This is a genomic window from Kitasatospora brasiliensis (genome assembly GCF_032654805.1).
In the GTDB taxonomy this organism is placed as follows: Bacteria; Actinomycetota; Actinomycetes; order Streptomycetales; family Streptomycetaceae; genus Kitasatospora; species Kitasatospora brasiliensis.
The window spans coordinates 348,341-371,747 of the sequence record NZ_JAUOOW010000008.1 but is presented as its reverse complement, the minus strand read 5'-3'; the positions used below and the strand labels follow the sequence as shown (position 1 = coordinate 371,747).

General features: G+C 72.5%; 23 protein-coding genes and 2 pseudogenes. 8 read left to right on the top strand and 17 right to left on the bottom strand.

The genetic code is table 11. The features are described from left to right. Together QWJ13_RS30350 and QWJ13_RS30345 are read left to right on the top strand one after the other, a co-directional pair. The coding region (locus QWJ13_RS30350; protein WP_316528472.1) for a PLL family lectin at positions 1-947 on the top strand (947 nt) is incomplete at its 5' end. 605 nt (positions 948-1,552) lie between these two features. Continuing rightward, a complete protein-coding gene (locus tag QWJ13_RS30345) occupies positions 1,553-2,797 on the top strand; it encodes a hypothetical protein (RefSeq protein WP_316528471.1) in 1,245 nt (414 codons plus the stop codon). Positions 2,798-2,812: 15 nt separating this feature from the next. On the opposite strand, the gene QWJ13_RS30340 is transcribed toward QWJ13_RS30345, so the two are convergent. The 6 genes from QWJ13_RS30340 to QWJ13_RS30315 all read right to left on the bottom strand — a co-directional run bounded on the left by QWJ13_RS30340 (position 2,813) and on the right by QWJ13_RS30315 (position 9,265). Then, a complete protein-coding gene (locus tag QWJ13_RS30340; protein WP_316528470.1) occupies positions 2,813-3,358 on the bottom strand; it encodes a DUF2716 domain-containing protein in 546 nt (181 codons plus the stop codon). Between the two features lie 43 nt (positions 3,359-3,401). Next, complete coding sequence (locus tag QWJ13_RS30335) at positions 3,402-4,571, bottom strand: methyltransferase domain-containing protein (RefSeq protein ID WP_316528469.1); 1,170 nt, start codon at positions 4,569-4,571, stop codon at positions 3,402-3,404. 415 nt (positions 4,572-4,986) lie between these two features. Further along, positions 4,987-5,907 (bottom strand): class I SAM-dependent methyltransferase, encoded by a 921-nt coding sequence (locus QWJ13_RS30330; RefSeq protein WP_316528468.1) that lies wholly within the window; start codon positions 5,905-5,907, stop codon positions 4,987-4,989. 81 nt (positions 5,908-5,988) lie between these two features. Further along, the gene (locus QWJ13_RS30325) at positions 5,989-7,095 is read right to left on the bottom strand and encodes an NAD(P)-dependent alcohol dehydrogenase (protein ID WP_316528488.1); all 1,107 of its coding nucleotides are present in this window, start codon (positions 7,093-7,095) and stop codon (positions 5,989-5,991) included. A 2-nt stretch (positions 7,096-7,097) separates the two neighbouring features. Continuing rightward, entirely contained in the window at positions 7,098-8,501 is a 1,404-nt protein-coding gene (locus QWJ13_RS30320) for an aldehyde dehydrogenase family protein (RefSeq protein ID WP_316528467.1), read from the bottom strand. Between the two features lie 8 nt (positions 8,502-8,509). After that, positions 8,510-9,265: a (5-formylfuran-3-yl)methyl phosphate synthase gene (locus QWJ13_RS30315; RefSeq protein WP_316528487.1), complete on the bottom strand. Its 756-nt coding sequence runs from the start codon at positions 9,263-9,265 to the stop codon at positions 8,510-8,512. Between the two features lie 274 nt (positions 9,266-9,539). Here QWJ13_RS30315 and QWJ13_RS30310 point away from each other — a divergent pair. Further along, a pseudogene (locus tag QWJ13_RS30310) lies at positions 9,540-9,758 on the top strand (DUF1330 domain-containing protein); the annotation flags it as partial. Positions 9,759-9,832: 74 nt separating this feature from the next. On the opposite strand, the gene QWJ13_RS30305 reads toward QWJ13_RS30310, so the two are convergent. The 3 genes from QWJ13_RS30305 to QWJ13_RS30295 form a co-directional block, all read right to left on the bottom strand. Next, positions 9,833-10,285 carry a hypothetical protein gene (locus QWJ13_RS30305; protein ID WP_316528466.1) on the bottom strand — a complete coding sequence of 151 codons (453 nt, stop codon included), beginning with the start codon at positions 10,283-10,285 and terminating at the stop codon, positions 9,833-9,835. A 233-nt stretch (positions 10,286-10,518) separates the two neighbouring features. After that, a complete protein-coding gene (locus QWJ13_RS30300) occupies positions 10,519-10,872 on the bottom strand; it encodes a hypothetical protein (RefSeq protein WP_316528465.1) in 354 nt (117 codons plus the stop codon). Continuing rightward, positions 10,869-11,135 (bottom strand): hypothetical protein, encoded by a 267-nt coding sequence (locus QWJ13_RS30295; RefSeq protein WP_316528464.1) that lies wholly within the window; start codon positions 11,133-11,135, stop codon positions 10,869-10,871. The genes QWJ13_RS30300 and QWJ13_RS30295 overlap by 4 nt, the downstream gene beginning before the upstream one ends. Positions 11,136-11,243: 108 nt before the next feature. Between QWJ13_RS30295 and QWJ13_RS30290 the strand changes: the two genes are divergently transcribed. Both QWJ13_RS30290 and QWJ13_RS30285 read left to right on the top strand, forming a co-directional pair. Further along, a complete protein-coding gene (locus tag QWJ13_RS30290; RefSeq protein ID WP_316528463.1) occupies positions 11,244-12,077 on the top strand; it encodes a helix-turn-helix domain-containing protein in 834 nt (277 codons plus the stop codon). Beyond that, a complete protein-coding gene (locus tag QWJ13_RS30285; RefSeq protein ID WP_316528462.1) occupies positions 12,074-12,268 on the top strand; it encodes a DUF397 domain-containing protein in 195 nt (64 codons plus the stop codon). Before QWJ13_RS30290 ends, QWJ13_RS30285 begins: the two co-directional genes overlap by 4 nt. 154 nt (positions 12,269-12,422) lie before the next feature. On the opposite strand, the gene QWJ13_RS30280 is transcribed toward QWJ13_RS30285, so the two are convergent. The 5 genes from QWJ13_RS30280 to QWJ13_RS30260 all read right to left on the bottom strand — a co-directional run bounded on the left by QWJ13_RS30280 (position 12,423) and on the right by QWJ13_RS30260 (position 16,741). Then, the gene (locus QWJ13_RS30280) at positions 12,423-13,565 is read right to left on the bottom strand and encodes a methyltransferase domain-containing protein (protein WP_316528461.1); all 1,143 of its coding nucleotides are present in this window, start codon (positions 13,563-13,565) and stop codon (positions 12,423-12,425) included. Positions 13,566-13,569: 4 nt separating this feature from the next. Next, on the bottom strand, positions 13,570-13,704 hold the full coding sequence (locus QWJ13_RS30275; protein WP_316528460.1) for a hypothetical protein: 135 nt from the start codon (positions 13,702-13,704) through the stop codon (positions 13,570-13,572). 125 nt (positions 13,705-13,829) lie between these two features. Then, entirely contained in the window at positions 13,830-14,846 is a 1,017-nt protein-coding gene (locus QWJ13_RS30270) for an NAD(P)H-dependent glycerol-3-phosphate dehydrogenase (protein ID WP_316528459.1), read from the bottom strand. A gap of 157 nt (positions 14,847-15,003) precedes the next feature. Next, on the bottom strand, positions 15,004-16,041 hold the full coding sequence (locus tag QWJ13_RS30265; protein WP_316528458.1) for a hypothetical protein: 1,038 nt from the start codon (positions 16,039-16,041) through the stop codon (positions 15,004-15,006). 259 nt (positions 16,042-16,300) lie between these two features. Then, positions 16,301-16,741, bottom strand: coding sequence for a hypothetical protein (locus tag QWJ13_RS30260; protein WP_316528457.1), 441 nt, complete (start codon positions 16,739-16,741; stop codon positions 16,301-16,303). 247 nt (positions 16,742-16,988) lie between these two features. Between QWJ13_RS30260 and QWJ13_RS30255 the strand changes: the two genes are divergently transcribed. Continuing rightward, on the top strand, positions 16,989-18,404 hold the full coding sequence (locus QWJ13_RS30255) for a sensor histidine kinase (RefSeq protein WP_316528456.1): 1,416 nt from the start codon (positions 16,989-16,991) through the stop codon (positions 18,402-18,404). Positions 18,405-18,466: 62 nt separating this feature from the next. After that, entirely contained in the window at positions 18,467-19,171 is a 705-nt protein-coding gene (locus QWJ13_RS30250; RefSeq protein ID WP_316528455.1) for a response regulator, read from the top strand. Between the two features lie 48 nt (positions 19,172-19,219). On the opposite strand, the pseudogene QWJ13_RS34435 reads toward QWJ13_RS30250, so the two are convergent. The 3 genes and pseudogenes from QWJ13_RS34435 to QWJ13_RS30230 all read right to left on the bottom strand — a co-directional run. After that, positions 19,220-19,939, bottom strand: a pseudogene (locus tag QWJ13_RS34435) (phosphatase PAP2 family protein); the annotation flags it as partial. Between the two features lie 146 nt (positions 19,940-20,085). Next, positions 20,086-20,271, bottom strand: coding sequence for a hypothetical protein (locus tag QWJ13_RS30235; protein WP_316528454.1), 186 nt, complete (start codon positions 20,269-20,271; stop codon positions 20,086-20,088). A 104-nt stretch (positions 20,272-20,375) separates the two neighbouring features. Further along, positions 20,376-21,287, bottom strand: coding sequence for a hypothetical protein (locus QWJ13_RS30230; RefSeq protein ID WP_316528453.1), 912 nt, complete (start codon positions 21,285-21,287; stop codon positions 20,376-20,378). 383 nt (positions 21,288-21,670) lie between these two features. Between QWJ13_RS30230 and QWJ13_RS30225 the strand changes: the two genes are divergently transcribed. Then, positions 21,671-23,407 carry an eCIS core domain-containing protein gene (locus tag QWJ13_RS30225; protein WP_316528452.1) on the top strand — a complete coding sequence of 579 codons (1,737 nt, stop codon included), beginning with the start codon at positions 21,671-21,673 and terminating at the stop codon, positions 23,405-23,407.

The window sequence follows — 23,407 nt, the reverse complement described above, 5'->3', positions numbered from 1 at the left end:
CCCGCGTCGACGACATCGCCGGCTGGGTACAGCAGACCCGTGCCAAGGCCATGGGCTGGAAGACCCAGGCCCTGATCCGCAGCAACAACAGCCTCTACCATGCGACCCGTCTGTACGACGGCTCGTGGACCCCGTACGAGGACGTCCAGGCCACGGCCGGCAACATCGGCGGCGTCCGCGCCGTCTCCACGGCCGGCATCAACGCCGACACCCATGTCATAGCGCTCGGCGGCGACGGACACCTGCACTACGCCATCCGCAACCTCGACGGCGGCTGGGGCCAGAAGTTCGTCGACCTCAACACCACCGTCTCCGACCTCGGCAACATCACCCAGGTCACCATCTCCCCGGTCGGCGGCGACCTGCACGTCGTCGTCGTCGCGGACGGCATCCTGTTCCACAGCGTCCGCAACGCCGGAGGCCAGTGGTCCTCGTTCAAGGTGGTCACCGACGTCACCGGGCCGCTCACCGGCATCACCTCGATCTCCGCCGCCGGAGCCGCCGGCGGGGAACTCCACATCGCGGCCGTGTCGGGCGGGAAGGTCTACCACACCCTGCGCAACGCCGGCGGAAACTGGAGCAGGTGGGGATCGGTCGCCGACGCCGCCGGCGCCACCGCGCCCGTGACCGCCGTCGCCATCTCCCGCCAGAACAGCGACCTCAACCTCGCCCTCATCGCCAGCGACGGCCAGTACCACACCCTGCGCTACGCCAACGGCAGCTGGCAGCCCATCGCCTCCCTCGGCGGCGTCATCGGGAACATCACCGGCACCAGCATCAGCGCCGCCCCCGTCGACACCGACGCCCAGTTCGCCATCGCCACCAGCGACAACAAGGTCCTGCTCACCGCCCGGCACGCCGACGGCACCTGGGCCGCCCCCGAAACCCTCGACCTCACCTCCATCCCCGGAAACCACACCGGCACCATGATCACCAGCACCCTCTGATCACAACACCGTCACGTAGAGCTCCGGTGGGCAGGGCCTCGGCTCTGCCCACCGGACCCCTGACTTCCCGCATGGGCGAGCGACTCTCGGCACGTGGGCCACCGACCGCACCCGCGATACAGGTCGCAGGGAGAAGAAGGGCGGGAGGCGGCTACCGGCTCATCGGGCAAGTACGACCTGAAGCTCGGTGTCCTCGCGCACCGCTCACGCTCTTCGGGCTTCCGTTCGATGCCCCGACCGGCGGGGAGCGTCATTCCCGAGGCGCGGTATCCGGGGTCGTCCAAGGGGCGTCGCAGACGTGATCGGCCTGGGCGAGCAGCCATCCGATGGTCAGTTCGCGATTGTCGACTTCGTCGGCCGACAGGGCCTCGATCTCCGGGATCGCTTCGTGGGCACGTCCTGACCTTCCCATCAGCCACCACCGGTTGGGGCGGAGCCAGTACGCCTCCCTCTGCGCACGGAACTCGGGGCTGCGGCCTTCCGTGAGCCGGAGGGGGTGGCGGCGGATTCACCCGATGGGCTGATTGCGGTTTCGGGCGCCGGGTGGCTCTGACCGACGGCGGCGAGGGGATGCCATCGTTCGGAGATCACCTGCGAGGGGCCTCATGACCGATACGACTGACACCTCGTCTACCACCGACACCCCGCCGAGGGCGGGCGGCACGGGCGTGCCGCCCGCCCGCCTGTTCCTGGGGGTCGGGCGCCGTGCGGGTACCGCCGGTACCGCCGGGACCGCCAGGGCTGCGAGTACCGCTGGGATCGCCAGTACCGCCGGGACGGCGAGTACCGCCGAGACCGCGAGTACGGCCAAGACCGCCGGTACGGCCGGGACCGCGGTCACCGCCGAGACCGCGAGTACGGCCGAGAGCGCGGTCACCGTCGAGACCGCGAGCACCGCCGAGACGCTGCCCGAGGTCTACGCCCCCCTGGTGGCCCTGATCCGGGAGGCCATGGAGGCGGGGGACGTGGACCTGGCGACCCACCTGGCCGAGGAGTTGTACCAGCGGGTCGTCCGGGAGCGCGGAGCGCTGCATCCGGAGGCGCTGCGCGCGCAGGAGGTGCGGGCGTACGTCGCGGCGGTCGGCGGGGACCCCCAGCGGGCGGCCGACCTGTTCACCGGGGCCGCCGCCGCGTGGGCGGGTCTGGGCGCGGTGGAGCAGTGGGCGGCGTCGCGCAACGCGGAGGTGTGCCGGCGGCGGGCGGAGCTGGTGGCGTCGGAGCCCCAGGTGGTCCCGGTGCTTCCGGCCGCCCGGCGTCGTCCGGCCGTCTCACCGTCGCTGACCCGGGTGTTCGGGCGCGGGACCGTCGTCGCGGTCGTCCTCGCGACGGCGCTGGTCACGGGAGCGACGGAGGTCGGCCAGCTGGGCCGCTTCGGGGCGGACCAGCGGGTGGCGTCGGACGACCAGCTGGTCGTCCCTGCCCTCGTGGCGGCCCTGGACTTCTCCGTGCCGTCGGACTCCTGGGATCCGGACCTCGAAGCGGACCTGACGGAGGAGGCGGAGGACGAGCCCGCCCCCGAGGCGAAGGACGCCGTGCCCGCCGACGGACAGGAAGCCGCGGACCCTGACGGGGACGCATCCCAGGCCGGGCGCGCGCAGGCGCCGGGCTCGGGTCGGCGGCACGACGCCCCGGCCGCCCACCCCCGGCCGCGGCCCGCCCCCGGCGCCGGCCACTCGTCCGGCGGCCACGCCGGCCCCACCGACGCGGAGCTCTGCGCCACCGCCCGGACGTACGGCGGCCAGTTCCTCGGTTCCCTCGTCGACCTGTGCCAGCGGGCCGCCGGGGTGTCAGGCAAGCGGTCACTTGCCCCTGAGCTTGCGGTCCGGGAGGGGACGGGAACGGGGAGGTGACGGGCCCGGGGCCCGTCACCCGGGCAAGCCGTCCCGGTTTCCGTCGCGGCGCAGCACCCGCGCGAGCACCTGGTGGACGTCCTCGGCGACCGCGTCCAACAGCTCGGCGCCGAAGACGCAGAACGAGCTCTCCCAGGGGTGCCCGAAGGTGCCGAAGCGGAGGTCCTCGGCGAGGAAGACGGCGTAGTCGCCGTCCGGGTAGGGGGTGAGCGGCCAGCCCTCCCGGGTACGGCCTTCGAGGACCCGGGGCAGGAACATGTCGGTGGGCGGCAGGTCGGGGCGCAGCCGGTAGCAGGTGTGCTGCCAGTCCAGGATCCAGAGCGCCTCCCCGGGGCGGCTGCACTTCACCAGCCCGTCCTGCACCACGTCGACCAGGCGGTGGAGCCCGCGGTCGCCGGGGTCGTCGTCCAGCGCGTCGAGGCTCCAGGTGATCGACGGTGCGGGCTCGGTGATGCCGGGGAACACGTACGTGTTGGGCCGGAAGTCGAATTCGGAGTGGAAGCGGTCCCAGATGTCGCTGTGTTCGCGGCCGTAGAGCCGCAGCAGGGCTTCGGTGGTCATCGGGTGAAACCTACCGGCCGGAAGCTTCACGCCGTCTCTTGGCCTACCCGGCGCGGGGCGAGACGAGGCCGAACTCGATCGGCCAGCGCGGACCGTCCTGCGGGTCGCCCTGCCACGCCCACTGGGCGTCGGGGGTGACGGTGATGCCGTAGTCGTACAGGTCCGGCCGTCCGAGCTCCTCCCACTGGGCCCAGGCGGTCAGGAGCTCGTCGCCGAGCCTGCGCGGCCCGCCTTGCCACAGCACCGGTCGGCCGTCCGGGGCCGGGCCGATCTCGGCCCACGAGCGGTTGCCGTCGTGGACCAGGGAAACCGGTCCGCCCTCGCTCTGCTCGGTGAGGAGCACGGCATCCGGGACGGCGACGCGCAGCGCGAACCGCAGGTGCCAGTCCTTCAGGGCGGCGGCGTCGCGGTCGAGGACCCGGCGGGCCTCGGGCTCGGCGTCGCCGCGTACCGCGGCGTAGGCCGGGCGTCCGGTGCTCGCCTGGGCCGGTCCGGTCCGGTCGCCCATGAACTGGGCCAGGCCGTGGACCCAGCCGTGCGCGGCGGCCCCGTCGTCGGCGACGGTGAGCGCGACGTACCCGAGCCGTCCCCAGGGGTAGACGATCCGCCCACCCGGCCGCACCGCCTCCACCCACGACCACGGCACCGCCTCGACCGCGTACGTCGCGTGCAGCCGGTCGACCGGGCCACCGCCCGGCGGGCCGCCGACGGTGCCGCTGCCCACCAATACTTCGACGTCGAGTCCCGCGGCCACGAGGCGGCCCCGGGCGAACTCGGCCAGCCGCTCGTCCACTTCGGTGGTGGCCACAAGGCCGGGGTCGGCCCGCCACGCGGCCAGCGCCGCCGTCCAGCCCTGCCCGGTGCCGACGTCCCACACCCGGTGGCCCGGTTCCAGCCGCAGGCTGTCCAGCATGTCCGCCACCACGGACGGCGCGGACAGCGACGACGACGGAAGGCCGCCGCAGAGCTGGGTGACGGCCGGGGAGTGGGGGCCGGCGTACAGCTCGGCCAGCCACCCGTCCGGGTCGCCGAGCAGGTCCACCGGGACGTAGGCCCAGCCGTCCCACCGCCACAGCCGGTCCGGTGCGAACCGCTCGCGCGGCAGCGCGGCGAAGGCCTCGCGCAGCCACGGCGAGTCCTTCGGCCACGCCCCGGCCCGCTCCATCTCCGCGTCCAGGGTCACCCGGCCGACCGGCCTCACGTCGTCGTCCACGATCACTTCTTCTGGTGCTTGCCGTTGCTCGGCGGCGGCAGGGTGACCTTGCCGTCGGCGTTGCCCGGCGGCGGCGTCCCCTGGCCCGGGTCCTTCGGCGGCTTCGAGTGCTCTCCCACGCTGCTGCCCTCCTGTACGGCGGATGCGACCGGCTGACCATCCTGGCGCAGCGTCACCCCGGGGCGGAACGGCGCACGGGGTGACGCGGGGGCGTGCACAGCCCAAGTGCGCGGGGCCCAACGAAGGTTCGCCGGTCGTAGCCGTGGGGTAGAACAGCCGAGCTCCCCGGCGGCACCTACACCCTGGCACGCCGCTTCCCGCCCATGGCCGCGAAGGCGAGCGTCTCCGCGGCACGGCGCGGATCCGCGGAACCTGGCAGGTCGAGGAAGCGCGATGGGAGACGAGCCTCCGGACTTCACGCCGGGCGGCCCCTGCTCGGGCGCTTGTGCGAGAAGACCCAGCGGTTCCCCTCCAGTGCGTCGTTCGGCTCAGGGAGCGGGCCGCGTCCGTGCCGGTGGGTGAAGTCGAAGGGGGTGTGTACCGAGGTGGACCAGCCCTTGGCCGTCAGGGCGCCCGCGGAGTCAGGGCGTGTTCCCCGGTCGAAGAGGTGGATCAGGTCGATGCCGATCTGCTCCCGCGTCGCCGTGTAGATCGCGCTGTCGCGGTACTCCAGCAGGTCCTTCTCCAGCTTGGCCTCGAAGGCCAGTGCGCTGCCTTCGGTGGTCAGCCCGTCCACCGCGTCGATGAGGTGCGTCTCGACGGAGCTCGGCAGGTAGAAGAGCAGTCCCTCGGCCAGCCAGACGCTCGGTACGGCCGGGTCGAATCCGGCGGCGGTCAGCGCGGTGACCCAGTCGGCGCTCAGATCGACCGGCACGGGGACGCGCTTCGCCTTCGGGGTGGCCGGCAGGTCCCTGAGCACCCGGTGCTTGAAAGCCAGCACGCCGGCTCTGTCGATCTCGAAGACCACGCAGCCGGACGGCCAGTCCAGCCGGAAGGCGCGGGTGTCCAACCCGGCCCCCAGCAGGACCACTTGGCGGACGCCCGTACGGACCGAACGGAGGAGGAAGTCGTCGAGGACCCTGGTCCGCAGGCCGAAGTAGCGGGCGAACCGCCCCCACAACGGATTGCCGTCCCCGTCCGGGACCTGCTGCATGCGCACCGGCCAGTCGGCGCACGCCGGGGCGGCGCGCACGAAGTGTTCCGCGTAGTCGTCCTGGGCCAGGCTGTCATGGCGGTGGGTCTCGATCGCCCGTGCCGCGGCGACCAGGAGGGCGGTCAGACCGACGCCTCCGTCCACGCCTTCCACGTCCGTGTGCTGGTGCGCCGTGCCGGCCATGTTTCCTCCGTTGACAGGAGTACGGGAGTACGGGAGTGGGGGAGTACGGGAGTGGGGACTGTGCGGTGCCGCGCACCGCGCTCAGCGGCCTCTTCCGGCCGGGAGCAGGACGGGTTTGACGACGCGGCCCGCGTCACAGTCCCGTTCGGCCTCGTTGATGTCGGCCAGGGGGTAGGTGCGGATCAGCTGGTCGAAGGGGAAGCGTCCGGCCTGCCACATCCCGACCAGTCGGGGTATCAGCAGTCCGGGTACGGCGTCCCCTTCGCAGATGTGGCGGATGCCGCGGCCGCGGTCCAGCGTGCCCGTTTCGAGCGGCAGCGTGGTGGGGAGCCGTGCGACCAGGCCGAGGCTGCCGGTGGGGCGCAGGGCCCGGAGCGCGTCGTTGATGAGCGGGGGCGAGGCCGTGGTGTCCAGCGCGTACTGGGCACCGCCGTCGGTCAGTCGTCGGATCCGGTCGGGCAGTGCGGCCGTTCCGGCCGGAAGGGGGATCGCGCCGAACCGTTCGGCCAGGGCCAGGCGTTCGGGGTGCCGGTCGACGGCCACGGTCAGCGCGCCGGCGGCGGTGGCCGCCATCACCGCGGCCAGGCCCACCGCTCCCGCGCCGAAGACCGCGAGGGTGTCGCCGGGGCCGGCGCCGAAGGTGTTCAGCACGGCTCCGGCACCGGTGAGGAAGCCGCAGCCGAGCGGCCCGAGCAGTTCGACGGGCAGTGCGGGGTCGACCCGGACCGCGTTGCGGGCCGGGACGAGCGCGTACTCGGCGAAGGAGGACTGGCCGAACCACCGGGGGGCCATCGCCGCCCCGCTCGCGTCGGTGAGCGGCGGCGCGTCCTCCTCGCGTCCTCCGAAGAGGTTGAGGGAGGCGAAGGATTCGCAGTAGGCGGGGGCCGCGCCGCGGCAGTTCCGGCAGTGTCCGCAGGAGTCGAAGCTCAGCACGACGTGATCACCGACCTCGATCGAGGTGTCCGGGCCGCCGCCCGCCCGCACCACGACCCCGGCCCCCTCGTGGCCGAGCACGGCCGGCAGCGGGCTGCGGCCGGCCGAGCGCCGGACCGCGAGATCGGTCCGGCACATCCCGCAGCCCGCGATCTCGACGAGGATCTCGCCCTCGGCGGGTTCCGTGCGCAGGGCCACCTCCTCGACCGTGAACGGAGCCTCGTACGAGCGCAGTACGGCCGCCTGGTACCTCATCGTCATGCCTCCTGTGGGCGGTGGACGACGAACGGCCGGAGGTTGCCGTAGAGCCCCCACGGTCCGCCCGCGACGCCGACACCGCTGTTCTTGATGCCTGCGAAGGGCTGGGCGAGGGACAGTTCGGCATGGTGGTTGATCCAGGCCGTGCCGCATTCGAGCCGGTCGGCCACCGTCTCGGCGCGGTCGAGGTCCGTTCCCCACACGGATCCGCCGAGTCCGAAGCCGGTGCCGTTGGCCGCGGCGACGGCTTCGTCGAGGCTCCGGTAGGGCAGCACCGGCAGGACCGGTCCGAACTGTTCCTCGGTCACCACCGCGCTGTCGGGCGGGACGTCGGTGAGGATCGTGGGAGCGAAGAAGTAGCCCGGCCCGTCCAGCCGGTGACCGCCGGCCGCCGCCCTCGCGCCGCCCGCCAGGGCCTGCCGCACGACCTGCTCGACCCGGGCCAGCTGGGGGGCGTTGTTGATCGGGCCCAGCCGGGTGTCCGGGTCGAGCCCGGCCCCGACGGCGACGGTCTTCGCGCGCTGGGCGAGGGCTTCGACGACCTCGGCGTGGAGCCGGGCCGGGACGTAGACGCGTTTGACCGCCATGCAGACCTGCCCGCAGTTGCGGAACGCGGCCCAGAACAGCCGGTCCGCGATCCGGTCCACCTCGACGTCGTCCAGCAGGACGGCGGCGTCGTTGCCGCCCAGCTCCAGGGTCACCCGGGCGAGCGAGGCCGCCGCGGCTTCGGCGACGGCCCGCCCGGTGGGCACCGAGCCGGTGAAGGTGACGTGGCGGATGCCCGGATGGGAGACGAGGCGGGCGCCGAGGGGTTCGCGGCCGGTGACGACGGTCAGCACGTCCTCGGGCAGAGCGGCGGCGAGGACGGAGCCGAGCAGTCGAGTGGCGAGGGGTGTGAACGGAGACGGTTTGAGCACCACGGTGTTGCCCGCCGCGAGCGCGGGCGCGAACTTCGCCGCCGCGAGCTGGAGAGGAAAGTTCCACGGCACGATCGCGGCGACGGGGCCGAGGGGACGCCAGCGGATCTCGCTGTGCACGGGCCGCCCGTCGGTGATCCGCCGGGTCCTGGGGGCCAGTTCGGCGAAGTAGCGCAGGCGGGCCGCCGTACGGGCGATCTCCGCGGACGACTCGGCCAGGGGCTTGCCCTGTTCCCGGGTGAGCAGCCGGGCGAGGTCGTCGCCGGCGCTCTCCACGGCGTCGGCGGCCGCGTACAGCGCGCAGGTGCGGGCGGCGGGGTCGGCGCGCCAGCCGCGCCAGGCGCGGTGGGCCCGGTCGACCACCGCGTCCAGCTCGTCCGGCTGCTGGTCGGGGGCCTCGTCGAAGGTCTCCCCGGTGGCCGGGTCGACGACGGCGAAGTGCGCGGTCCGGCGTCCGGGGACGCGGTCGGGCTCGGATGTCGGCATGCCGGCGGTCAGTTCACGACGGGGGCGCCGACCCCGTACTCCCGGGCCTGACGGTCCATCTCCGCCCGGAAGGAAGCCACCAGGTGCGGCTGAATCCTTCCGGCATCGCGGTCACCGCCCTCGCAGACCGCTCCGCGCACGCCCACGATGTCCGTGCCGATGCGGGTCAGCGGACCGAGGTCGGCCTGCTTGACACTGCCGGCGAGGGCGGCGAGCAGACCGGACGCGTGGGCACGCCGGACGAACTCGGCACAGACGTCCGGCGGGACGTGGTCGAACAGCCGCGTCCCGTCCTTGACGGCGGTGTCGAGCATGGCCGCGTCGGCACCGGAGCGAGCGGCGATGTCCGGCAGGGCGAGCGGATTGACGCAGCCGATGCGGTGGGCGTCGGCATAGCCGGAGGCGACGACGAGCGCCTCGGGGCGGTGGTCCTTCACCGCCCGGACGACCGCGCGCATGACCTCGATGCCCTGAGCGGGCGTCGTGCACCCGTAGAGGCCGACCTTGATGTACGTGGCGCCGGAGACGACCGCGCCGAGCGCGGCCTGGGCCACGGTGCCGGGCTTGTAGGGGACGTCTCCCACGGTGGCGGACACCGGCTTGTCCATCGGGATCGCGTCACGGATCTCCCTGATGACCCAGGGGAAGTTGGCGCCGAGCGAGCCCTCGTCGGGCTTCTTGACGTCGACGATGTCGAGGTGCTCCGCCGCCTTCGCGCAGTCGAGGGCCTCCTCGACGCTGTCCGGGGAGATGAGAAGCAACACCATGGGCTCCTTCCTCCGCATGTCCGCCTGGCCGAGGGACAGGGGTGCGGATCACCTGATTCATGTGCGGTGTGCTCATCATTTACAGCGATTATCGGAACCGGTAGGGCGTGAAGGAGTTCCCGTAAAGCGCTGCTCGTGCTTCCTAGTGCGCCGTGCACACCGGCGTAGAAGTGGCCGGAGCGCAGGACGTCCGCCCCCTCGCGGAAGCAGGGGCCGCCCAGCACCTCGTCCACGGCAGCGCCCACCTGTTCGACGCTCGCCGGCCGGTCCGGCCGGACCGGCCGTTCGAGCCGGGGGCGGGCGGCTCCTGTCCCGTGGCGGCCGAGTCGTCGCCCACGAGGACGGAACCACGCACCGCGTCCTACTGATCGAGTTCGACAGCTTCGAACAGGCCGTCGCGGCGTACGAGAGCGAGGCCTACCAGAAGGCGCTGGTGGTCCTCTCCGACGCCGTCGAGCGCGACGTCCGCATCATCGAAGGCATCGACTGACCGACGGGCTCAGCCGTCGCCGAGCACCCGCCACCTGATCCGCGCGTGGTGCTGAACGCCGGGGCGGTGGGCGACTACGCGGCGTGCTGTTCGACAGGCGGCTCCCCGAACGCGCGCACCAGCCCTTCGCCGAGCCGCCGGCTCGCCGAGTCGCCCGCCCGAGCCTCGTCGACCAGGCGACGGCCGAGCCGCTGCCAGTAGGTCTGTGCGGCCGGTTCGATCGCGAGCACGCAGAGGATGAAATCGAGTTCCCCGTCCGGGATCTGCCCGATGCGGTACTTCGCGGCGGTCAGTGAGATCGAGCGGTCGATGTGGAGCAGGCGCGCCCGCGTGTCGCGGTCCAGCCCGTCCAGCAGGGGGTGGTCCGCGTACCACTCGGGGTGGGCGTCGCCGGCGAGCCGCTGGTTCATGTCCTCAAGGGTGAGGGTCGTTCGCTGCCGCTGGTAGCGGTGGTTGAGCGCCAGGTGGGCGGCGCCGACCCCGGCGAGCAGCGCGGCGCCCAGCAGTACGGCGCGTGAGGTCCGCATCGTGTCTCCTCAGTGGATTCGGGCGGAAGCGGTGGCGACCTCGGGACGGAGGTTGGGGCCGGCCCCCGGTGATGTCGAGTCAGGAACATCCGAGGGCCGGCGTACGCACCGGGGATCCAGTACCCGGAGCGTGTCCCGGCATGCAGTCCTGACCGCCGTCAGGACTGCATGCCGGGAGTTGGTGCCCGCCCCGACTGCAGTTCCTGGCAGAGAGCAGCAGTCGAGGCGGGGGGCTAGTTTCGCCGGTTCGGCGGGCGTGCCACCCGAGGCCGGCGGGGAGGCGCCGGGATCACTTCATGGACCAGGTCGTAGAGGGCTGCCGCACGCTGCGCGTGCGCCTTCGCCTCCTCGACTTGAGCCAGGATCGCGTCACGGACGGCTTCGGCGAGCGCCTCGTGAGCGTGGCGTTCGTCGTCGCGGACCCGGTTCGCCCGCGCGACCGCCTGCCGGCGACCCGGGCTGAACCACAGCACCGGGGGCGTGAACTGAAGGTACGCACCCCAGATCCACGACCAGGTCACCCGCGGCTCGCGCATCAGGCTGTGGACCGTCCGGCCGAGGAAGGCGCAGCGGTCGCGCAGGTTCACGCGGTGTTCGCGGGGAGGGGGGTGGTGTCGCGGGGCCTGTCCGTCAGGTCCACGACGATCTGGGGCTCGCCCGGCAGCGGCTCGACCTGGGCGGGTCGGACCGTGTGCTCCAGCCCGCCGCCCAGCGGTCGGAGGTAGGCGTGGTTGTTGTACGTGGCCATGAAGACGACGGGCTGACCGGTCGTGGTGTCGAGCACCAGCTCGCCCGGCTGGGGCCGGTAGGGCGGCCGGCTGGGGGGCGTGGGGGTTCGCTTGCGCGCCATGGGGGTTCCGTTCTGTAGTGCTACGACTACCCAGGGGCGCCCACTGTGGCGTACAGTCCGAGACCTGTTCAACTTGCCGATGACGTTTGATTGGTGGGATGACTTGCCTTGAACAAGCGCGAACTGGACCCCAAGACATCGCCGGCCGCAGAGTTCGGGACGTTCCTTCGCTGCTTGCGCGAGCAGCGGGGCTGGAGGCAGGAGTATCTTGCCGAGCTTGTCGGCTGCACCGGGTCACACATTTCCGCGCTGGAAAATGGTCGGCGGAAACCAAGTCCACGGATTTCAACAGGACTGGACAAGGCGTTTGACACATCGGAAGAAGGCCTCTTCGCGCACAAGGCCGAAGGGGTGCGGCACAGCGGCGCACTCCTCGCAGGCTTCGCCGAGTTCGTGACCGAGGAAGGGAGGGCGATCGAACTACGGCTCTTCGAACTCGGGCTCGTGCCGGGGTTACTTCAGACCGAGGACTACGCGGCCGCCGTCCAGGCAAGTGCTGTCCGCAGGGGCAACATCACCCAGGACAAGGCCGACAAACGAGTTCGACTCCTCATAGACCGGCAGTTGAGCACGCGCCGGAAGCCGCCCCCGTTGATCCATGTCGTCATGGATGAGAGCTGCATCCGTCGGCCGGTAGGTGGGGCTGCTGTCATGGCGTCACAGTTGGACCGACTCATGGAGTTCGCGGAGCAGCCCACCACACGTCTACAGATTGCCTCGTTCGCCCTCGCCGAGAACCGAGCCTTCGACCTGCCGGTGACGATCCTGACGCTGCCCAACCGCTCGCTCATGTCCTACGCGGAGAGCGTGCATCGAGGGCAACTATCGAGGGACATCAACGCGGTATCGGCAGAGCTGACGGCCTACTATCATCTCCAAACGCACGCTCTATCACAGGCGGACTCCGTGGCGATGATCCGCGACCTACGGAGGCAACTGTGACCCAGCTCGACTGGTTCAAGTCCAGCTACAGCAGCAACGGCGGGCAGTGCGTCGAGGTGTCCGACAGCCTGCCCGGCGTGGTCCCCGTCCGTGACTCCAAGGACCCGGAGGGTCCGGCGCTGACCTTCCCGGCTGACGCCTGGTCGTCCTTCGTCTTCGGCATCCGCTCCGGCGAGTTCGGCGACGTCTGACGCAAGCGCACTACCCTGAGCCCCGCCACCACCCTCATGGAGTGGCGGGGCTCCGCTGCTTCAACAGCCTGTCCGTCGAGAACGGCGACGACGAGTTCGGTGAGGAGCCGAGGCCCCTCCCCAGGGCGGGGAGAGGCCCTTTCGCGTTTCCGGTCTACCTGGAAACCGGGTTGTCGGGCTCGTCCAGCCAGGCCGTCTGCCCGGTGGGGGTCACCGTGAGTCCGTACCGCTCGTACCCGGGACGGCCGGCGGCCACCCACTGGTCGTAGGCGGCCTCCACCTCGTCCCAGAGCCGCCGGGGGCCGGACTGACGGACGTCGAACCGGGACTTCCCCGGTACGGAGTCGACCGTCGCCCAGGAGGTGACGGCCGTGTCGAAGAACCACCACGTCCAACCTTCGCCGAACTCGGCGCGTCGGCAGTACACGTCCGGCAGGGCGAGGGCGCAGGCGAACTGGGCCAACCAGTCGTCCCCGATGGACGCCTCCGGGTCGATTTTCGTCCAGGACTGCGCGGAGTCGCCCGGCCACTCTCCCGGCAGGTACTTCTCCACCGGCTCACCCCGATAGCGCTGCCCGCGCAACAGCATGAACGCGGAGGAACGAGTGAACCGGCCGCTTGCGCTGGTCCCGTCGTCGTTCACCGTGAGGCGCACGACGGCCCCGCTACCGAACAACGGCGAGACCGGGCTGACGATCACCCCGCCCGGCCGGGTCTGCTCCACCCAGGTGGGCGGGATGAGCCGCAGGGACACGGTGGAGATCACCCGGTCGTACGGGGCCTGCGCCTTCCAGCCGAGTGAGCCGTCCCCGCACACCACCTCCGGCGTGTAGCCGGCGCCCAGCAGGGCGGAGCGGGCCTGGGCGGTGACCTGCGGGTCGACCTCGATGGTGGACACCATGTCGTTGCCCAGGCGATGCGCCAGCAGGGCCGCGTTGTAGCCGGTGCCCGTTCCGATTTCGAGGACCCGCTGACCGGGTCGCGCGTCCAGGTCGGACAGCATCTCGGCAACCAGCGTGGGCATGGACGCCGATGATGTCGGGAAGATCCGGGGCCCACCGCCGCCGTCGTCCCACTGGGTGACGATCGGCACGTCACAGTAGGCGAGCCCCATCCACCGTTCGGGCTCGGAGGATCGGCTGCACTCGGTGTCGCCGCCGCTCTCGTCCGCCCAGAAGGTGTCCGGGAGGAACGCGTGTCGCGGAACGGCGGTGAACGACGGGGCCCAGTCCGCGTTTAGTGCCCCTGTCTCGGCCAGTGCCGCCACCAGCGCGGCTCGCTGCTCGTCAGGGCTCATGGGGTCACTTCCGGTGCTTCGGGTCGGGCTTCTTGTTCTGGCTGTCCGCCGATGGCGCCTCACCGACGATCGGATCCCCGGGCCGCGCGTGCTTGGGATCCTGACCGTCGTTCGGCCCACCCTTGTTCTCGTCTCCCACAGCAGTATCCTCTCAACTCTGTTGCAAGGATGGCCTGTTGTGGCCGTCCCGGGCATGAGAATCGCTACCCGACCCAGGCGGGCCGACCCCACTCTGTCGAGTGGTCTGAGCGCGCGCTCAGTTGACTACGCCCGGCGCGTCCCCGATAGCTCGGCCTTGGGAGCGCGGGTCATCAGCAGGTCGGCTGCCTGACCGAGGGTGACCTGTCCGTCGAGAACGGCGACGACGAGTTCGGTGATGGGCATCTCGACCCCCAGGCGGCGGGCGAGGCTCAGGACCGAGTAGGCCGACTTGGCGCCTTCGGCGGTCTGGCCGGTGGCGGCGGAGGCCTGGTCGACGGTCAGGCCGCGTGCCAGGTGCTCGCCGAAGGTGCGGTTGCGGGAGAGCGGGGAGAGGCAGGTGGCGGTGAGGTCGCTGAGGCCGGCCAGCCCGGCGAAGGTGCCGGGGTCGGCGCCGAGTGCCGCGCCGAGGCGGGCGGTTTCCGCGAGCCCACGGGTCATGAGGGTGGCCTTCGCGTTGCCGCCGAGGCCGAGGCCGGTGGCGAGGCCGACGGAGAGTGCCACGATGTTCTTCACCGTCCCGCCGAGCTCGCAGCCGATCACGTCGGTGTGGGTGTAGGGGCGGAAGTGCGGGGTGTGGCAGGCGGCTTGGAGGCGTCGGCCCGCGTCGTGGTCGGTGCAGGCGATGACGCCGGCGGCGGGTTGGCGGGCGGCGATCTCGCGGGCCAGGTTCGGGCCGGACAGCACGGCGATCCGGTCGGGGTCGATGCCGGCGCTCCGCGCGATGACCTCGCTCATCCGCAGGCCGGTGCCGAGTTCGATCCCCTTCATCAGCGACACGACCAGGGTGTCCGGTTCGATGAGGGGCGCCCAGGCGGCCAGGTTGGCGCGCAGGCTCTGGGAGGGGATGGAGAGCAGCGCGACGTCGGCGCCGGCCAGTGCGACGGCGGCTTCGGTGGTCGCCCTCACCCGGCCGGGCAGTCGGGCGCCCGGCAGGTAGGCGGGGTTCTGGCCTCGGGTGTTGATGTCCTCGGCGATCTCGGGGCGGCGCGCGTGGAGCAGGACGTCGCATCCGGCGTCGGCGAGGACCAGCGCGAAGGCCGTCCCCCACGATCCGGCCGACAGGACGGCGACCCGGGGCATCCGCTACCTCCGCGTGCTGACGGGAGCCCGGAGCCGTGCCGGGCAGGGCGATGGGGGCAGCCTACTGGCGGCCTGGGGCTGCTCGTGCCGCTTGGCATGGGGCGGGCCCGACCGCCGACCACCGGGTGCGGCTCGTGCGGGCCCGCCTCACGGAAGGTCACTTGCAGGTGGCGTCGGTGGGTGTGTCGTGGGTGAGGGCACAGATCATCTTCGTGCCGCGCCCATGGGGGTACGTGGCGAGGAGTTCGGCCTGGAAGTCCTTCCACTGACGCTTGATGTCCTCGGTCGCCACGTCGACGGCGTGCTTTCCGTTGTCGTCGATGGTGGCCCGCGAGCCTTCCTTGCTGAGGCCGCCCTTGCCGTTGGTGTCGTAGTGGTTGATGCGGCCGGTGCAGTCGTTGTAGTGCGTCGGGTCGTCGTGCTCGTACTCCTGGGGAGCGCAGCCGGTGGCCAGGTCCGGGGTCTTGTCGATCTCCTTGGTGGCCTCCGCCTCCCAGGTGGCCGTGGACTGGTTGCTGTAGGCGCGCAGGGTGAAGAAGGGCGCGGGCGTCGTCTTCTGCAGCCCGGGCGGGTTCGTCAGGCCGATGGCCTGCTTCGGATCGGAGTGGTCCGTCCAGTTGCTGTGGGAGTAGAAGTCTTCGATGACGTGCCAGGCGCGTCCGAGGTGCTCGAAGACTTCGCACTTGGCGCGGCCGGGTTGGTCGTTGTACTTGCACCGGGAGCTGAGGTTGACGTCTTTGGTGTTGATGCCGCCCTGGGAGTCGACGAGTCCGTCGGCGGCGACCACTGCTTTGTGGAACTCCTCGACGGCGGTCTGGACGCAGGCGAGGAGCTCGCCGGTGGCCTGTTGCCTGGTGCGCGGGTAGTGGCCCCCCTTGAGGTAGTCCGCGTCGTCGCAGTGGTAGCGGGTCTGGTAGGGGTAGTACGTGCCTTTGTCGCTGCCTCGGATTGCGCCCCATGTGCCGTCGCCGAGGTCGCCCGCGGCCATCGCTTCGAGTGACTTCTTCTGGAAGCCCTGCAGCGCTCCCTCGGTGATCTCCGTGTGCGTGCCGGGGCCGAAGGCGTACGCGGGGGCGGCGAGGGCCGGGAGGCAGGCCAGTGCCGTGGTGATGGCGAGTGCTGTGCGTGTGTGCCACGGCCGGCGGTGGCGCGCGGAGCGGGTCGTGGCGGAACGGGGGGCGGAAGAGGCGTTCATGGTTGCTCCCAGGGGACGGGCACGGACGTTCGTGCCGAACGGAGAACCCGAAGCGACCAGGACCTGTGACCGGTCGGCTTCGCCCCTCAGGATGGCCCGGGAGTACTCCGAGCGGCCTTCCTGATTGCCCCATTGGAGGGGTCTTCCGCCACACCGTTGACAGCGCGGCCCCATCCCCGCCGGGCGCGCCCTGGTCGCCCAGTGCGCGTGACGGCGCCCCAGCCTCCCTCGGGGGCTGGGGCGCCGCGCTGTTGCGGGGTCAGGAGTACCAGCCGCCGCCGGTGGCGTTGTAGCCGCTCGGGCAGGACATGTAGTAGCGGGCCCTGCCCGAGTAGGGGCCGAAGACGTACTCGTTGCCGTCGCTGCAGTCGATGTACGTGTAGTAGTAGGTGCCGTCGCACGTCTCGGCGAAGTAGGGCCCGCTCATCGCGGCGTCCGAACAGGAGCCGGACAGCGGCTTGCTGGGCGCCGGGTTGGTCGCCGAGTCGAGGGCGGGGTGCGCCTGGTATCCGACCAGCTTGGACTGCGTGCTGAGCTCGGTGGTGAGGTGCCCCGAACCGGGCTTCTCCCAGGTGTTGGTGGCGAAGCCGCCCTTCTGCAATCCGTCGTCGGCTGCCGCGGCGGTGCTGAACGTGCCGACCGCCATGAGGGCCAGGGTGGCCGTCGTGGCGATCGCGCCCAGTGTCCTGCTGAATGCCATGTCGTGTTCCACTTCCGGTTGGGGGCATGACTGATGTGGACTGGACCGACAGGGGGCGCCCGCCTGCGGAAAGACGCCCTGGTTCGTCAGGGCTCGCACAACGCTAGGCGAGCCGCTCGGGACGGAGGGTGGACACGCCGCAGCGATAATATGTATACGTTCGATTGGGTGCGGGGTCGGGCGGGGCGGCTTCGGGCATGACTTTCGGCAGATCTGCCGAGGCGTCGGCCCCCGTAGGGTCGTGGGCATGCGGATGAGTGGGGCGGCGCTGCCCGTGGTGGCGTCGGTGTGTGTCGGGCTCGGTGTCACGAGCCTGTGGTGGGTGCTGCCGGCGGTCGGGTTGTCGTTTCTGGCCGGGTTGCGGACGGAGCGGGTACGGCCGGCGGCGGTGGTCTTCGCCGTTCTGGTGGCGGCCGGGGTGCTGGTGATCGGGTCGGTGCCCTCCTGGATCGTTCTGGGCCTGCGGTTCGTGGTGCTCGCCGTGAGCACCGGGATGGGGCCGTGGCTGCTGGGCCGGTTCTGGCGGCAGTCGCAGGAGCTGGTGCGCGCCGGCTGGGAGCGGGCCGAGCGGCTGGAGCGTGAGCAGCGGCTGGTCGCCGAGCAGGCCCGGCTGCGGGAGCGGGCCAGGATCGCCCAGGACATGCACGACGCCCTCGGGCACGACCTCAGTCTGATCGCTCTGCGTGCCGGGGCGCTCAAGCTCGCCCCCGGCCTCGCCCCGCCCCATCGGGAGGCGGTCCAGGAGATCCGGGTGGGTGCGGCGGCGGCCGTGGAGCGGCTCGGTGAGGTGATCGGTGTCCTGCGGGACGGGGACAGCGACGGGGGCGACGCCCTCACGGTCAAGGGGCCGGCCGACTCGGACCTCCCGCACCTGGTGGCCGAGGCGTCCGCGGCCGGCCTGGACGTCCGGTCGGAGATCACCGGTGAGCCGGACGGGCTGCCGCGCGCCACCGAGCACGCCGCGTACCGGGTGGTGCAGGAGGCGCTGACCAACGCCGCCAAGCACGCACCGCGGGCGGCCGTCACGGTGGAGGTGGCGTACTCGGCGGACGGCGTCCGGCTCCGGGTGGCCAACGGCCCCGCGCCCGCCGCCCCGTCACCCGTTGTCGGGGTCGGCGGCGGTCGCGGCCTGGTCGGGTTGGCCGAGCGCGTTCGGCTCGCGGGTGGCACCTTCGCCCACGGGGCCGGTCCGGACGGCGGGTTCGAGGTCGTGGCCGAGTTGCCGCGCCGTCCCGCCGGGCCCGTTCCGCCGGGGCCCGCCGTCCCGCCGTCGCCGGTGCGTGAACTGCGCCGGGCCCGGCGCAGGGTCGGTCGGACGCTGGCGGCCGTGGTGCTCGTCCCGCTGGCGACGGCCGTGCTGCTGACCGTGGCGTTGCGGGTGTGGACGTTCCACGTGGTCGGTCTGTCGGTGCTGGACCCGGAGGTGTACGCCACCCTTGAGGTGGGGCAGGACCAGGCGTCGGTCGAGCGGCTGCTGCCGGGGCACCGGCTGCCGTACCGGCCGCCGAGCGGGCCGTCGACGCCCGCGACGCCGCTGGGGGAGGGGGTTTCCTGCGTGCACTACGCCATCACCGCCCAGCTGTTCGTGGACCGCGCGGGCGATGCCTACCGGCTCTGCTTCCGGGACTCCCGGCTGGTCTCGCGCGACGTGCTCCGCTCCTGACCGCCCGCCGAAGCCCACCACCCCTACCGAACGACCGAACGACCGAACGACAGGAGCCGCCGATGACCACCGCACCGATCCGGGTGCTGCTCGCCGACGACGAGCCCATGATCCGCGCGGGGCTGCGCGCCGTGCTCACCACCGACCCGGGCATCGAGATCGTCGCCGAGGCCGGGGACGGCCGGGAGGCCGTCGAACTGGTCCGCCGTCACCGGCCGGACGTCGCCGTGCTGGACATCCGGATGCCGGGGACGGACGGCATCGCGGCGGCGGCCGAGATCCGCCGCAACGGCCTGGCCACCGGAGTGCTCATGCTGACCACCTTCGGCGAGGACGACTACATCCTGCGGGCGCTCAGCGGCGGTGCGAACGGCTTCCTGATCAAGTCCGGCGAGCCCGAGGAACTGCTCGCCGGGGTGCACGCGGTGGCGGGCGGGGCGGCCTACCTGTCACCCAAGGTGGCCGCCCGGGTGGTCGCCCACCTGGCCGCCACCGGGGCCGGCGGCCCCGCCGACCGGCGTGCCGGCGCCCGGGAACGGGTGGCCGCCCTGACCGCCCGGGAACGGGACGTGCTGACGCTGATCGCCGCCGGGCTGTCCAACGGTCAGATCGCCCGAAGGCTGGGGGTGGTGGAAGGCACGGTGAAGGCCCATGTGAGCTCCATCCTGGCGCGACTGGGCGTGGCCAACCGGGCGGCCGCCGCCGTCCTCGCGCACGAGGCCGGGTTGACCCTCGGCGTCGCCTGCGCGGGCGGCCCGCGGGACTGAGACCGCCCTTCCAGGGGCCGACAGCAGCCACCCGAGGACCGGCACGGCGGTCAGAGCCGACACGGCGGTGGTGGCCGACGGCCGCAGGGCGAGGACCACCGCCGCCGTGACCGTGCCGCCGAGCGCGGCACCGGCGAGCACGTCGTGGGGGTAGTGCACTCCGGCCGCCACCCGCAGCGCGGCCGTGGCCCCGCCGACGGGGACGACCAGCAGCGCCCAGCGCGGGCGCAGCAGCACCAGTCCCGTCGCCAGCGCGACCGCCAGGGTGGCGTGGTTGCTGGGGAACGACCAGTCACCCGGCGGCGGGCACCCGGCGACGGCGGTGGCCGGCAGTCCGGCCAGCGCCCGGCAGGGCCGCTCCTCGTCAAGGAGCACCTTCAGCACCTCGCTCGACCCGTAGGCCAGCACCGTGCCGAGCCCGACCAGCGCCACTCCCGCGACCGTCCCGGCGGCCCGCCGGGCCCGGGCCGTCCACCAGCGGAACGCCAGCAGCAGCCCGAGCACCAGCAGCCCGACCTCGGTGGCCGGCTCCAGCAGCGAGGCCACCGCGTGCGGGGCGTCGCCGACGGCCTCGGCCACCCGCCGGTAGCCGTCGGCCGACCACCCGGCGGACACCCGCACCGGCCCGGCTTCGCCACCCCGCCGCGGCGCCAGAGCCGCCACCGCCCCGGCCCCCGTGCAGAGCGCGGCCGCGGCGAGGACGGGCCTGGACCCGGCCGCGGCCTCCGGCGTCCTGGTCCTTCTCGAATTCCTGTGCGTGTTCGTCATGGTCCGGACGGTAGAAGCCGGAGCACCCCGGCCACCCGACCCGAAAGTCAAAGGGGCCCCTGACGATGGTCGGGGTTGACAGCGGGTCACCGACCTTCGGAACGGCCGGGAGGTCGAGGAGGTCGAGGGAGGCCGGACAGCCGCCGTCAGTCGCCCCGGTCGCTGGGGAGCAGGCGTACCAGCACCGTCGCGGCGATCGCCGCGGCCATGGTGGTGATCGACGCCGTGGCGAGCGCGTGGCCGGCCGCGTGGGCCCGGTCGGCGGCTGGATGGCCGAGGGCGGCGAAGAACACGGCGCCGATCACCGCGACGCCGAGGGCGCCGCCGATCACCGCCCTGCGCCTCGGCGACGACCTGGCGGTGGACAGGGTCCGACGGGTCGTCGAAGGCGTGCTGCGGTCCGGCTGACGACCGGCTGCCCGGGCCGTTCCGGCGCCTACGGGCGGCAGGGGGGCCAGCCGAGGACGTAGCAGCGCAGATCGATGTCTTCGGGCAGGGGCGGTGCGGTGCGGGGGAGGGCGACCGCGCCGACGGCGACGATGAAGGTCCTGGTGACGGCGTCGCTGCCCTTCTTGGTCCGTGGGGTCTGGAAGAGCAGGTAGCGGGCCAGCAGGTAGTCCCCGGTGCTGGGGTGGGGGCGGGCCAGGAGGTCCAGGGCGGCGGAGTGCAGGACGGCGCTGTCCCGGGGAGTGGGAGTGGCGGCGTAGATCGGGTTGCCGCCGCTCTCGATCCTGGAGGGGTCCTGGCCCCGGGCCGCCGCCCTGGCGGCGAGTTCGGCGGTGGCGCGGTGGGCGGCCTTGCCCCGCAGCAGGCGGTTGCCGGCGATGTGTCGACCGTCCGGCAGGAGCACCCGGTTCTGGAGGACGTCGCCCGTGACGCCCTCGGTGACGAAGCGTCGCTCGGCGAGCCGGCCGTAGCGGAGCATGGCCTCCCAGGCCGGGGTGGCGAGGCCGCCGGCGTAGCTGCGGGTGGCCTGGTCCCACCGCGCGCCCTCGCGCAGGCGGCCGACCTCGCCGAGGAGGTCGAAGTTGGTGTCGCCCTCCCGGATCGGGGTGCGGAAGCGCTCCGGGTCGAAGAAGACGTCGGCGGCGGGCGGCGGGCCCATCGTGACGGCGAGTCGGTAGCGCCAGTCGACCAGGTGCGCGTGGACGGCGGCCAGCGCCGCCACCCGGGCCGACCGGTTTGCAGCGGTCTCCCACATCCGGGCCAGCAGGGCGGCCGCCTCGGTGGCGGCGGCGGCCTGCTCGGGGGCGAAGGCGCGGGCCTTGGTCTGGCGGGCGGGGTCGGCGGAGCGCAGGGCGAGCGGGCTGGTGGGGAAGTCGCCGGGGGTGATCAGTGCAGGGGGCACGGCTCTCTCCTGGTCGGGCGAGCGCGCTGGTCGGGTCAGCGGGTCGGTGCCGTCCGCCTCGGTGAGCCGGCGGCCAAGTGTCCATTCTCCCAGGCGAGTTGCGGTGGCCGACAGGGGTGTGCGGCGGATCGTCCGCAACGACCGCACCGGTGAGCGCTACGACACGGACGACCACGACCGCACCTTCGCCCCATCGCCTGAGCCCGACGTCCGGCGCCGTGTGCGGCCCGACTGCCCGCAAGGCCCCCCGGACCTGCCCGACGGGTCCACACAACGCTGTCCGCCCGGCCTCTGGCCCCGGCGCGCCCCTACGCCGTATCCAGGAAGTCCACGACCGGACACCCCGTCCTCCCACCCGGGGGCCACGACCGAAAGAGGCGCCCGTGCGACACAAGCAGGACCACGGTCAGGACCACGGTCGGGGCAACGGTCAGGGCAGCGAGCCCGGCCGGCATCCGGTCGGGGCACGGCCGGCTGAGCGCGCGAGGCCGACGGCCGCGCCGGGGGCGGCCTCTCCTCAGGGGCTCCTCGCCCTGCAATCCTCCATCGGCAACGCGGCCGTCGTGCAGATGATGCGTCAGGCCAGGCTCCTCCACGGCCGGGAGCGGCGGGAGCACGGCTATCAGCCGGCGGCCGGGGGCCCGGCAGCGGTGCAACGCTCCGCCGTCCACGAGGTCCTGCGCACCGCCGGCCGTCCCCTGGACAGGGCGACCCGCTCCGACATGGAAGCACGGCTCGGCGCGGACTTCTCCGACGTACGGGTCCACGACGACAGCGCCGCCAAGGCCTCCGCCGCCCGGATCGGCGCCCGCGCCTACACCAGCGGCAACCACATCGTCGTCGGCGACGGCGGAATGGACCGGCACACCCTCGCCCATGAGCTCACCCACGTCATCCAGCAGCGCCAGGGCCCCGTCGCCGGCACCGACAACGGATCGGGGCTGCGGGTCTCCGACCCCTCCGACCGTTTCGAACGCGAAGCCGAAGCCAACGCGCGGCGGGTGCTGGCCGGTGCGGCACCGGCGCAGCGCGAGGCGGACCCCGGGGCCACCGTGCCCACGAGCGCCGCGACACCGCGCGTGCCCGCGGGCCCGGTTCAGCGCAAGCTGGCCCCGTTCGCGAACGTGGGCACTCCCGAGGCCGCCTACACCGGTCCCGTACCGGTGGACACCCTCAGGTTCCACGGCACGACGCTGGGCGGCCGTGGCACGACACTCGGCAACTCGGTGAGCATCGAGCATCTGCTCAGGGACACGGGCGGCGGGTCGTCGCCCGGCTATCCGGCCGCTTTCACGGCGATCCGGCTCCGCAACCAGGCACTGGTGCGGGAGCGCAGCCGCGATCAGGCGGCCACGGCCATGCACGCCATCAACGGCGACTTCGTGGCCGGCGCGAACGATACGGCGGCCAACATCTTCATGGGCACCGCGCGGGCGAACAACCGCCACCTCAACGAGGTCGAAGCTCCCATCCGCACCGCGATGGCCGGCAATCCCAGCGGCAGGTACGTCGCGTACCAGGCGCTGATGCAACAGGCCACCCGACTGGCCGCGGATTCGAACCTCTGGGCGTGGAACCTCCCCGGCGCCGGCGCGATACCCGGGCTCACCCCGGTAGCCCCCGACGCCCCCCAGCCGACGCAGGCCCATCCGCTGCCGCAGATCACCCACTACGTCGACGTCACCCGGCTGCCACAACTACCGCTGAAGGACCGTCCGCGCATCCTCGTCTACACGGTCGTCCCCGACTACGTCGCCACGCTCACCGACTACCTTCAGCGCAACATCGACAAGGACCGCGAGGTGGTCGACCAGGCGCGGCAGGACCTGGCGAACATCATGGCCGGGAACGCGCGGGCGCTGTCGCCGGAGGGCCTGCTGAAGTTCCAGGAGCTCCAGGGGGAGTCGGCGTCGAAGCCCAACGTCCTGGCGGAGTACCAGGTCGAGCGGCAGCAGCAGATCGACAACGAGATCGACGTCATCGACATCCTGATCCAGGAGGGGCCGCACCTGTTCCCGGACACCTTCACCTCGACCGCCGAGTACTGGCTGGCCACCTTCGACCCGGCGCAGCCGTGGCTGACGGGTACCGAGACCGAGAAGCTCAACGCACAGGAGTAG

Excerpts from the sequence above, each read along its gene's own strand:
- QWJ13_RS30345 (WP_316528471.1), top strand. The coding sequence starts at position 1,553 with ATGACCGATACGACTGACACCTCGTCTACCACCGACACCCCGCCGAGG.
- QWJ13_RS30340 (WP_316528470.1), bottom strand. The coding sequence starts at position 3,358 with ATGACCACCGAAGCCCTGCTGCGGCTCTACGGCCGCGAACACAGCGAC.
- QWJ13_RS30330 (WP_316528468.1), bottom strand. The coding sequence starts at position 5,907 with ATGGCCGGCACGGCGCACCAGCACACGGACGTGGAAGGCGTGGACGGA.
- QWJ13_RS30325 (WP_316528488.1), bottom strand. The coding sequence starts at position 7,095 with ATGAGGTACCAGGCGGCCGTACTGCGCTCGTACGAGGCTCCGTTCACG.
- QWJ13_RS30320 (WP_316528467.1), bottom strand. The coding sequence starts at position 8,501 with ATGCCGACATCCGAGCCCGACCGCGTCCCCGGACGCCGGACCGCGCAC.
- QWJ13_RS30305 (WP_316528466.1), bottom strand. The coding sequence starts at position 10,285 with ATGCGGACCTCACGCGCCGTACTGCTGGGCGCCGCGCTGCTCGCCGGG.
- QWJ13_RS30295 (WP_316528464.1), bottom strand. The coding sequence starts at position 11,135 with ATGGCGCGCAAGCGAACCCCCACGCCCCCCAGCCGGCCGCCCTACCGG.
- QWJ13_RS30280 (WP_316528461.1), bottom strand. The coding sequence starts at position 13,565 with ATGAGCCCTGACGAGCAGCGAGCCGCGCTGGTGGCGGCACTGGCCGAG.
- QWJ13_RS30270 (WP_316528459.1), bottom strand. The coding sequence starts at position 14,846 with ATGCCCCGGGTCGCCGTCCTGTCGGCCGGATCGTGGGGGACGGCCTTC.
- QWJ13_RS30265 (WP_316528458.1), bottom strand. The coding sequence starts at position 16,041 with ATGAACGCCTCTTCCGCCCCCCGTTCCGCCACGACCCGCTCCGCGCGC.
- QWJ13_RS30260 (WP_316528457.1), bottom strand. The coding sequence starts at position 16,741 with ATGGCATTCAGCAGGACACTGGGCGCGATCGCCACGACGGCCACCCTG.
- QWJ13_RS30255 (WP_316528456.1), top strand. The coding sequence starts at position 16,989 with ATGCGGATGAGTGGGGCGGCGCTGCCCGTGGTGGCGTCGGTGTGTGTC.
- QWJ13_RS30250 (WP_316528455.1), top strand. The coding sequence starts at position 18,467 with ATGACCACCGCACCGATCCGGGTGCTGCTCGCCGACGACGAGCCCATG.